Here is an 11,635-nt window from a genome sequence, read left to right as displayed (position 1 = left end):
TTAGCAAATGAGTTCTTCTATGCCTCCCGGTCCCCCCCAAAAACCGAAAACGCTCCTGGGTACGATTACTCAAGCCACCCAGACGATGTTAGCCAAGGTTAATTTTTCGCAGTTGGTTCTCAAACCCAATGCCAGGGTGCCGGAACTGAGGATTTTCGATGGGGGGGCGAACAAGGCAGATGTGTATCCCTTGTTGGGCGATCGCTACATCATCGGGCGATCGTCGAAAACCAGCGATATTGTAGTCCGCAATCCGGTGGTCAGTCAAACTCACGCCTCCTTATCTCGCGATAGCAAACGTCCCCATACCCCGTTTTACCTGAAAGATGAAAACTCCACGAACGGCATCTATCGGGGCAAACGACGGATAAAGCATTCTCCCATACGTCACGGACAGAGCTTCACCCTCGGCCCGCCGGAACTCGCCGATAGCGTGGATATCCACTACTACGATCCGCCGCCGTGGTACATTCGCGCGGCACGATGGACCTTTTACAGCGCCAGTGGGTTGGTCGGTTTAGCCGCCGTTTATATCGGCATCGAATGGCAGAAATTTGAAGTGCGCCCGTTGCCGATTTCCCTTCACGGACCGGTGGTGGTATATGCGCGAGACGGACAAACTCCCCTGCGTCCGCCTTACAACAATGCCCACGTGGAAATGAAACAGCTCTCGGACTTTTCCGAATATCTGCCGCAAGCGTTAATGGCCTCGGAAGACAGTCGGTTTTATTGGCACTTGGGCATCGATCCGATCGGTACCCTGCGCGCCTTAATGGTCAATTTGCGCGGGGGAAGTCTGCAAGGGGGGAGTACCCTGACCCAACAGCTTGCCCGCAGTTTGTATCGCGATTATGTGGGCACTCAGGATTCGGCGGGTCGGAAAATTCGCGAGGCGATCGTGGCGTTAAAGTTAGAAACATTTTACAGCAAAGAAGAGCTGTTGTTAGCTTATTTAAACCGAGTTTATTTGGGGATTGACCTATATGGGTTTGAAGATGCGGCACAGTTTTATTTTGGCAAATCGGCGAAAGCGCTAACCCTATCGGAAGCGGCAACGTTGGTGGGGATTTTGCCCGGACCGAATGCGTTTAATCCGGTGCAAAATTACGATTTAGCGGTGAAGTATCGCAATGGGGTATTGTATCGGATGCAGCAGTTGGGGATGATTTCTCAGTCACAGGCCGATCGCGCGCGGCGATCGCGGATTGAAATTAACCCAAAAGCTCTAGAAATTATCGGCAATACGATCGCTCCTTATTATTACAATTACGTGTTTATGGAATTAGAGGAACTGTTGGGGGAGCAACTGGTGCGAGAGGGGAATTTTATCGTCGAAACGGCATTAGCTCCGCAGGTTCAAACACAGGCGGAGCGATCGCTGAAAAACTGGGTAGAAACTGCCGGCGATCGGTATGCTTTCGACCAAGGGGCGATCGTTACCCTGGACTCTCGTACCGGGGAAATTTTAGCCTTAACCGGCGGGGTGGATTACCAGGAAAGTCAGTTTAACCGCGCGACCCAAGCTCTGCGCCAACCGGGTTCGACGTTTAAAGTGTTTGCCTATGCTGCAGCACTTGCCGAGGGGATTTCTCCGAGGAAAGCTTATTCGTGCAACCCCCTGCGCTGGTCCGGTCAGTATTATAATGGCTGCGAGCGCAGTAGTGGGAATGTGGATATGTATCGGGGGGTGGCGCAGTCGGAAAATGCGATCGCTCTGCGGGTTGCCCGGGATGTGGGCTTGGGTAAAGTGGTGCAGATGGCACGCCGACTGGGGATAAAGTCGGAGCTGAAGGCGGTTCCGGGGTTGGTACTCGGTCAAAGTGAGGTCACGGTGCTGGAAATGACCGGGGCGTTTGGGGTGCTGGCTAATGAGGGGAAAAAAAATCCCCCTCATGCTATCCGGCGAATTCTCGATAGCAGCGACTGTGACGATCGCAACGACCCGAACACCTGTCGCGTGATTTATGACGCCGAACGCGATCCCAGTGCCAACCGACGGGCGATCGACCCGGATGTGGCACGAACCATGACCAATTTGTTGCAAGGTGTGGTGCAAGGAGGCACGGGACGCAATGCTTATCTCGGTCTCGGCGAAGCGGGAAAAACCGGCACTACGAATTATAATGTAGACCTCTGGTTTGTGGGGTATATTCCCCGTGAGGATTTAGTCACGGGCATTTGGTTGGGCAACGATGACAACAGCCCCACCTATGGCAGCAGCGCCCAAGCGGCTCAGCTTTGGGGAAATTACATGGATCGAATCCTGCCGTAGGCGGGATTGAGAGAAACTTCACCCTCTCATCGTGCGGGGAGTTGGTTGCGAGCTAACTCTGGATCAATGTACCTTCAGACACAGGCTTTTCGTGGGGGAAGCTATCTGAATGATGAAGAAGACACTAAAGTTGATACAATCTGAATTTGCGAGGCTTCCCGTTTAATAAACGAGATGGCTTTTTTGTCGTCAGTGGCGATCGCCCATCCTCGGTGAACGGCGATCGCACAGGAGGCAGATTCTCCATCACCCCTCAATTCAAAAACATAATTGACGAACAATTCTGCCTCTTCTATTGAGGCTAGGGGAAAATGGAGGGAAGGGCGAATGGGTGAGCGGGAGGGGAGGAGCGATCGCCTGGAAGCGCTCATCTATCCGGGGTGGAATCGGAGGGAGAGTGAGGTGGGCGGTGCTGACGAATGGGAATGGCGATCGCCAATTCAGTGCCCTCACCCAACTGAGAAACGCACTCTAATTTACCGCCATGTTTTTCCACCACAATTTGATAGCTAATCGTCAACCCCAATCCCTTGCCCGCGCCCACCGGTTTAGTGGTAAAAAACGGATTAAACACTTTCGAGACTAATCCTCGGGGAATGCCTACCCCATTGTCAGAAATCCGAATTTCCACCCATCCATCGTGGCGGGGGAATGTGCGAATTGCAATCTGCCCGGTGTCCTCATGGATTTGGCGCACCGCATCGATCGCGTTATTCAAAATATGCAGAAACACTTGATTCATTTCCGCCGGATAGCATTCCACCCGGGGGAATTCGCGATACTCCTTCATCAATTCAATTCCGCCGAGACGGTGCTGCAAAATAGACACAGTATTATCGATTCCTTCATGGATATCCACCGCCTTCATCTGCGCCTCATCGAGACGAGAGAAATTCCGCAGAGAAAGCACAATTTCCCGAATTCGCTCTGCGCCTCTTTTCATGGAGTGCAGCAATTTGGGAAAATCTTTCATCAGGTATTCTAGCTCGATTTCTTCGGCGAGTTCTTGCATTTCAGGCACCGGGTGGGGATAGTATTTTTGATAGTGATGCAAAAAATTTATCAATTCATCGAGATATTTTGCCCCATGACTGAGATTCCCATCGATAAAGGTCACGGGGTTGTTAATTTCGTGAGCGATGCCGGCCACCATTTGACCGAGAGAGGACATTTTTTCAGATTGAATGAGTTGAGCCTGAGTTTTTTGCAAATCGCGCAATGTTTTGCTCAGTTGCCGATTCGATTCGCTCAATTGCAACTGAGACTGATAGAGGCGAAGTCCGGCGCGCACCCGGGCGAGGAGTTCTGCCGGATCTACGGGTTTGGAGAGAAAATCGTCAGCGCCGGCATCGAGTCCTTGTACGCGATCGTCGAGGTCCACTTTGGAGGTCAAGAGAATAAAAAAAGTGGCGAACAAATCGGCATCGGATTTAATGCGGCGACAGACTTCCACCCCATCGAGATTGGGCATGACCCAATCACAAATAATCAGGGCGGGTTTAAAGGCGATCGCCGATTCTAACCCTTCTTCTCCATCTTTGGCCAGCTCCACTTCATGCCCTTCGAGCTTTAAATCGCGCTTGAGCAGTAAGCGGGTGGCGGAATCATCATCAACAACCAGAATTTTCGCCATTGTCTTCCTTAAAGATGTTTTCGAGCGCGGGTGAAATACCCATGTTGCATGTTACAATCGCCGAGGCTCATTCCAAACGCGGATCCCTGGTTTTTTCTGAGGTAGAGGGTTGGCCGATCGCCGTTTCTGGGGTCAAGGGCAGGCGCACGGTAAAGGTGGTTTGTCCCGGTTCGTTATCCCGGGCCAGTTGACTGGTGACGGACACTTCACCGCCGTGTAATTCCACGCATTTTTTCACAATAGACAACCCCATGCCGGTGCCGGATATTGCGCCCACATTGCGACAGCGGTGGAACGACTGAAAGAGATGGGGTAGGTCTTCTGGGGGAATGCCAATGCCGCGATCGGCGATGGTAAAAATGGCGTGGCGATCGGCACAAGATAGCTGGAATCGGATCTCACTGCCCGCCGGAGAATACTTCAGTGCATTGACCAGCAAATTATTGAGAATATGGCGCAGGAGCTTGTCATCCATTTTGGCGGGAATGCTGCGATCGGCAGCAACAAATTGAATCTGATGCTGATTAATATCCAGTTGTTCGATTTCGGCAATTAAACCTTGACAAAATTCGCGCAAATCCAGGGGAATGGGTTTCACCTGAAGGCGTCCGGTTTCTGAGCGATTCATCAATAAAACATCATCGATAAGTTGGCTCATATTCACGGCGGTGGTTTGAATGCGCTGCAAGCACTCTACTTTTTTCTCAGCTTTGTCATGGGGAAAGTCTTCCAGGTAATATTCTAATAAATCGGCAGAAGACAGAATCGCCGTGAGCGGGTTGCGAAATTCGTGAGATACGAGGGAGACAAAATGAGTTTTCAGCTCGTTGAGTTCCTTTTCTTTGGCGAGAGCTTTGAGGGTTTCTTGTTCGGCTTGCTTGCGTTCGGTGATATCTCGCCCCACGGCTTGGAACTCCACGATCCGATCGCCGGAATAATCAAACAAGGCGCGTTGGGTCCACTGGTGCCAGCGAACTTGTCCGTTGGGGAACCTCACCCGTTCTTCGCGCGTAATCACCGGATGGCGTTTCAAATCTTTATCGAGGGAGGGGCGAAAGGGCAGGCGGGTGCTTTGCGTCACCTCTTCTCTAGTGAGGCCAAAATTGCGACAGTAAGCATCGTTGACAAAGGTGAGAGTACCGTGGGGGTCAAAGCGACAGATCGATTCGGTTTGGTCTTCCACGATCGCGCGATAGCGGGCTTCGCTCTTTCGCAGGGCCACCAAAGCCGCCGAGCGATCGCGATGCACGGAAATGGCACCGGCGGCGGCTTGCAAAATCGAAATCAAAGCGCTATCATCCGGCGTTACCCGAGAGTTTTCCAAGCCGATCGCGCCAAATAATTCTCCCTTAACCATCAAGGGTAACATCAACAGCGATCGAATCCCGAGTTGGGTGAATTTTTCTCGTTTTGACGGGGGAAAATCCTCGGCGGTACAGGTGACGCTCTCACCGCGAGCGAGCAGGTCTAACCATTGAGAAAAGTCAGAAAAGGGACAGTAACCGGAGAGGGTTTTCCCCAAGTGAGAATCCGGGGAGCGATCGCCGGAATTCATCGTCGATCTGTCGGCACTTTGGGCAACCCACTCGCCCAAAAGCATCGCCTCGGGTTTGGGATTTTTGCGTTTTAATTCGCATAAATAAACGCGACTGGCTCCCGACACTTCTCCCAGGGGTTCTAACAACTCGGTGTAAGAGATCGGTTTGCTTTCGTTCTCCCATTCCACAGTTGCCAATAACCGCTGCTGTACCGCGACTAGGGCGGATAAATGTTTGTTGGCTTGGCTCAATTGCTGGGTGAGCTGGCGCAGTCGCAATCCCGCCCGCACCCGCGCCAATAATTCTTCATTTTCAATCGGTTTTGAGAGAAACTCATCGGCTCCCGCATCGAGTCCTTCAATGCGATCGCCGAGTTGTTCGCGCACGGTGAGCAAGATAAAAAATATGGTCGCCAATTCCGGGTCTGCTTTCAATTGCCCACAGACTTCCACGCCATCGAGGTGAGGCATCACCCAATCGCAAATAATCAAATCTGGGCGCTCTTCTCGGGCCAGTTGCAGTCCTTCTGCACCGTCTTTTGCGAGGATAACCTGATATCCTTCTAACTGAAGATTTCTTTTCAGGAGTAATCGAGTGACTCCATCGTCGTCAACTACCAAAATTTTTGACATGGTTTGTTCTCTCCTAGGTTTACTGTGGACGCTTTTTCCTTGAGTTTAAGAGTTCGAGCCTATCATTTTATGAAATAGACATAAAAGTTAATTTTTGCTCTCCTGGCGTACTCAATCCGCGTTCATTTTAAGTCAAATAATAGAAGCTTGCAAAGGAGATACGAGGAGGGAGGTTTGCCGTACCACTATGGCTCAGGAATTTCTCGTAACCATTATCCCTCCCCGGGGGGTAACGGTCGTCAAATCCGGGTGAGTCAATCGTCAAAGGAAAGACGATGGGGTGGATCGAAGTGCCCGGTTTAGAGGCAAAGTGTCAATGAGCCGTTTCTTGAGGTAGAAAACCATATTTCTCATCAACTTTAATAGATTTCTAATCTAGGGGAGCCGATCGCCGATCGCGCGATTGGATAAACGCCTCGATTTGCGCCACAATTGCTTCCAAGCGATCGAGGATTTTCTCTGCATTTTCCAGACGCTCGTTTTTGGCGTCTCGTTCCAGAGAGGCGGCGATTTCGGGCATTTCCAGAACCGCCACCGTGGCGCTACCGCCTTTGAGCTGATGGGCTTTGTGGGCGAGGGTGGTGGTATCCTGGGCGGCGAGGGCTTCTTGGGCTTGTGCGATATACGTGCGAGCATCTGCCACAAAGGCGGCGAGCAGTTCCACGGCGAAAGCGCGATCGCCCCGGGAGATTTGGTTGAGGCGATCGAGGTTCACCGGGAGAGGTTCGACGATCGCGCCGGGGGAGGATTGAGTTTGGCGCGTCTCGGGGTCGGCGCGGTTCTCGGGTGCTTGGCGATCGCCAGGGGATTCCCAGTTGTCCATATCCGCCGTGAAGCGCTCGAAAATCTCCTGCAAGGAGGCGAGTAATTCCCTGGCATCTTCCAGTCGCTCGGACTTCGCCTGCGCTTCTAATTGGGAGGCAATTTCGGGGATAAATCGCACGGCTACGGTGCCAGACGCGCCTTTGAGCTGATGGGCTTTTCGCGCCAAGGTCTGTGTATCTTGGCTTTCCAGGGCTTGCCAGGCTTGTGCGATATAAGTGCAAGCGTCGTTGGCAAAAGTGCTGAGCAGTTCCCGGGCAAATTCCGCATCGCCTCGGCTAATCTGATGCAGGCGATCGCCATCCACCGCCGCGATCGTCGGTTGAGGGTCGAGGGTGGAGGGGTTCTGCACTGTGGCGGGGGGATTTTCCCCAGTGGGTATGCGATCGCCGATATCCGTGACCCAGCGTCGGATGGTCGTTTCCAAGTCTTCCAGGGAAACCGGTTTGCTGAGATAGTCATCCATGCCCGCCGCCAGACATTTTTCGCGATCGCCTTTCATTGCATAAGCGGTCAACCCCACAATTGTTGTATGACGTTGGCTGTTGGCTTCCCGGTTTCGCAGGGCTTTCGTGGCGTCATACCCATCCAAAATGGGCATCTGACAATCCATGAAAACGATATCATACTCTCGCTCTTGCAATTTGTCAAGGGCTTCTCGACCATTATTCGCACAATTTGCCTGGAGTCCTAACACATCGAGCTGATTGAGCAGGACTTTTTGATTGATCGGCGTATCTTCTACCAACAAAATATCGATCGCTGAAGGAAGTGGAGTGCGATCGCTCGAGGGTTGGTCAGGGTAGAGAATCGCGGAGGATTGACCGCTCACCGTTGAAGCCCGATCGCATAAAACGCTAGCGAGACAGTCGAGCACTCGCCGTTCTTTTACCGGCTTGATTAAATACCCGGCAAATCCGAATTCAAGCAACTTTTGCGCTCTATTAACCTGACCCAAGGATATCATTAAGACTAATTTGGTGCGCTCCAAAACTGGCTTGAGGCGAATCAACTGTCCCAGGATGTTCGGATTGGGATGGAGTTCGTCAAAATCCAGCAGCGCCACATCATAGGGAGTGGTTTTCGCTGCGGAACATAACCGAGTTAATGCAGAAATACTGCTGTCTGTTTCTTCCACATTTATCCCCCACATTTGGGCAGAGAACTGCACCACGGTGCGATTGGTTAGATGAGAATCCATCACCAACAGTTTTTTTCCGCAGAGGGTTTCGCGAACTCCCGGCATTGAGGGAAATTCGGGGTAGCGATCGCCCACTTGGCCCAAGATGGCGGTAAACCAAAATTGCGACCCCACACCTTCTTCGCTGTCCAAGCCAATTTCTCCGCCCATAAGCTGCACTAACTGCTTGCAAATCACCAATCCCAAGCCGGTGCCCCCATATTTTTTGGTAGTGGAGGGGTCTACTTGGGAAAAGGATTGAAACAGTTTTTTCTGGTTTTCTGGGGAAATGCCGATGCCAGTGTCTTTTACTATAAAGCGAATCGGAATTGGCGGTAAATCATTGGCAGTGGAAGATGGGTTGGGGGAATATTCGCGAGGGAGGGAGCTTGCAGAAGCGCGATCGCGCGAGACAAAAATCGCCACTTCTCCCCCTTCGGTAAATTTCATTGCATTCCCGACTAAATTGCTCAAAATCTGTCGCAAGCGGCTCGGGTCGCCGAGTAAATGTCGCGGCACCTCCGGCTCTACAATTAAGGCAAAATTCAGATTTTTGCGCTCGGCTTGGCTGGCGAATAAATCCACCACTTCTTCCAAGCAAGCCATCAGCTCGAATTCTTCCACAGACAGCCGCATTTCCCCGGCTTCTAATTTAGAAAAATCCAGAATATCGTTAATAATCGTCAGCAGGTTTTCCGCACTGAGCAGTAAAGTGTGAGTGAAGTCCATTTGCTGATGATTTAGGGGAGTTTTCATCAGCAGTTCTATGGTGCCCAAAACCCCATTCATCGGCGTGCGAATTTCGTGACTCATATTGGCCAAAAACTGGGATTTCATCTTCGCGGCTTCGATCGCCTGTTCGCGAGTTTCCACTAATTCGTTGATAATATTCGAGACGATCGCGATGCCTCCCACAGTTGTCTCTTCGGCGGTGGAAGTCTCGGTCCCGGAGAGAGGCTTCTCGCTCTCGAACCAGGGTTGAATCGCCCAACTCAGATATAGTTTCGTGCCATCTTCTCGCTGCCAAACGTCTTCCGGGTGAGCGATGACCTCTCCTTGCAATGCTCTTTCCACCAAGGGTTTCCAACGCGGCGGAAAATCGGGAATCGCGTCATACAGCTTCATGCCAATCAGAGACGAATGCGGGAACTTGTAATCTCGCAACCAGCGCTGAGAATGTGCGATATAGCACAATTGGGAGTCGAACATCGCCATCGCCACTGGGGCGTGGGTGACGATTTGCTGTAGTTGCTGGCGTTCTCGCTCGATCGCGGCTTCATAGCGCTTGCGTTCCGTGATGTCGCGCATCACGGCGGCAAAGGTCTCGATTTCGCCATTCGGCGCGTATTGGATGGCAAAGCAATCAATGGATACATCAATGGCGTCCTCGGTTTGGAAGTGCCGCAGTTGACCTTCTCCATCCCAGTTTCCGCATTCCACCACCGTGGGAATGGCGGTGTCTCGCAGCAGGTTCCAGGTGAGTTCCGGATGGTAGTGGGCAAGATGAGCCACGGCGTTGCCCGCGCCATTTTCCAAGCCCACCAAGCGCTTGCCGGCTGCGTTGAGGAAGATTATATTGCCGGCAAGATCGGCCATACAAATAAAGTCGTTGCTGTTTTCCACCAGTAATGCGAGTTTCTGGCTTTCTTCTTCTCCTCGCTTGCGTTCGGTGATGTCGGTGGTAATGCCATCGATGCGGACCGCCATGCCAGTAACATCCTGGATCGGACGGCACCTCACGCGCAACCATCGCACTTCACCGTCGGGGCGCAAAATCCGATATTCCATATCTTGACTTTCGACCTCGAACAGACTGTGGAGGCTGTTTTTTACAAATTCCCGGTCTTCGGGATGGATGGTTTCCAGCCACAGGGTGGGACGCTGGAAAAAGTCCGCGAGCGATCGCCCATACACGGCTTCTGCCGGCGGGTTTACATAAAGCATTTGGAAGGTTTTCGCATCGATGGACCAGACGATATCCTGTAGGGAACTGAGAATATTGTCGATCCGCTCTTGGCTTTCGCGCAGTGCCGCTTCGGCTCTTTTTCTCGCCGAAATGTCTTGCGCCAGACAAATAATTCCTTGCAGATTTCCTTCGCGATCGCGCATCACCGATGCCGAAAACGACACCGGAATATGGCGTCCATTTTTGGCCAGCAATTTGGTCTCTTTTCTGCCTACTAAACTGGTTCTCGCTAATTCGTTGATTTCTAAAAAATCGCCAATATTTTTTTCGCCAAATAACTCCTGAATTGGTTTGCCAATCAGTTCTGATTCTTCATATTCTAGCAAGTAAAAGGTGGCTAAGTTAAAATCTTTTATCGTACCATTTTCGGGGTTTAAAACAATCAGAGACTCGCTGAGGTGTTTGATTAAATTATCTAAGTAGACTTTAGAAACGGTGGTTTGTTTTAAATTGTCTACCATTTGATTGAAGGCCGTAGCTAAAACTCCGAGTTCGTTATTGCACTTGGTGTTGAGCTTGGCCTCATCCAGTTGTCCCTGGCCGATTTTGACGGCTTTATCTTTGATTTCGATTAAAGGACGAGTGATTTTTTCCGCAAGTAGCACCCCGGTACCAATCGCGATCGCGCAAGCGACTAAACTAGAAAAAATGCTAATCCAAATCGAAACATCCGCGCGGTTCTCTGCCCTGGAAATTTCCCCGGCTAATCTCTGACGCTCTACTGCGATCCAGTCTTGGATTAAAGCGAGTAATTCTTGTTGTTTCTCCTCGAGTTCTCTCCCTTTGCTGCGAATTGCTTCGCCTGTGGCTCCGTTGCGATTGAGTTCGATGAGTTCTCTGGCGGTTTGGTAAAAAGCATCATGGGCTTGTTTGATGTCTTCATACCGCTGACGAGTTAACGGGTTAGATGGTATATTCAGTAAATATTCTAACCCGCGTTCCGATGAGGCTTTTGCCTCGGCTAAGGGGTCTTTGAGCGATGCTTGCGGTTCTGCTGGGAGGAGAGTGCGATCGCCACTGGCAGATCCCTCAGCGGGTTGCCAACCCCCTAACGCATCGCGCAATATTTCAGTCATCACCTGTAGGGAAGAAACTTTCATTTCTTCTAATACCAGCAGGGTGCCTGTTTTGGTGCGGGCAATGCGATCGAACTGGTGTTTGACCCGTCGTTCTTGTTGGATATTAATCGCCCCTGAAATGGCAAACAAACAGGCAACCGCTAAAAAAGCCGACAGAATTTGAGATTTTAATTTCATTGATTTGTCCCGTGATAGAAACCCCGATCTAAACCCCAGCTTATCTGATGGGTGAGGGCGCGATTCCGCAGAGGATAAACCCACTGTAGCAGAATCATGCCGTCGCCCAACCTCACTTTAGTCCCCGAACCGATTGGCTTCGGGGGAGGTTGCCCAATTTTGTGGCGACACACCGAGTTCCAAACAGAACCCACCCCTACAGAGGGAAAATTATGCCGCGCCATCTTGATGGCGGTACTCAAAAGCCATCTCAGGATCCAGCAACACTGGAAGACAACAAACCTGCTGGTAAAATAGCCCAGAACCCGAGAATCTGCGGCTAGGCAAGGGGGGTCT

Annotated in this window: 5 protein-coding genes; 1 reads left to right on the top strand and 4 read right to left on the bottom strand. The window is 51.4% G+C overall.

Annotated elements, in window-relative coordinates:
• Positions 1-7: 7 nt before the first annotated feature.
• Entirely contained in the window at positions 8-2,272 is a 2,265-nt protein-coding gene (locus AC0QH1_RS21735) for a PBP1A family penicillin-binding protein (RefSeq protein ID WP_324633423.1), read from the top strand.
• A 101-nt stretch (positions 2,273-2,373) separates the two neighbouring features.
• On the opposite strand, the gene AC0QH1_RS21730 is transcribed toward AC0QH1_RS21735, so the two are convergent.
• The 4 genes from AC0QH1_RS21730 to AC0QH1_RS21715 all read right to left on the bottom strand — a co-directional run bounded on the left by AC0QH1_RS21730 (position 2,374) and on the right by AC0QH1_RS21715 (position 11,299).
• A complete protein-coding gene (locus AC0QH1_RS21730) occupies positions 2,374-2,643 on the bottom strand; it encodes a hypothetical protein (protein WP_324633422.1) in 270 nt (89 codons plus the stop codon).
• Positions 2,640-3,905, bottom strand: coding sequence for a response regulator (locus AC0QH1_RS21725; protein WP_324633421.1), 1,266 nt, complete (start codon positions 3,903-3,905; stop codon positions 2,640-2,642). Before AC0QH1_RS21725 ends, AC0QH1_RS21730 begins: the two co-directional genes overlap by 4 nt.
• Positions 3,906-3,972: 67 nt before the next feature.
• On the bottom strand, positions 3,973-6,075 hold the full coding sequence (locus AC0QH1_RS21720) for an ATP-binding protein (RefSeq protein WP_324633420.1): 2,103 nt from the start codon (positions 6,073-6,075) through the stop codon (positions 3,973-3,975).
• Positions 6,076-6,445: 370 nt separating this feature from the next.
• The gene (locus AC0QH1_RS21715) at positions 6,446-11,299 is read right to left on the bottom strand and encodes a PAS domain S-box protein (RefSeq protein ID WP_324633419.1); all 4,854 of its coding nucleotides are present in this window, start codon (positions 11,297-11,299) and stop codon (positions 6,446-6,448) included.
• Between the last annotated feature and the right edge of the window lie 336 nt (positions 11,300-11,635).

The sequence above is a fragment of the Phormidium sp. CCY1219 genome, assembly GCF_055795085.1.
Note: the sequence above shows the minus strand (reverse complement) of the source record. Positions and strands in the feature narration are given on the sequence as shown.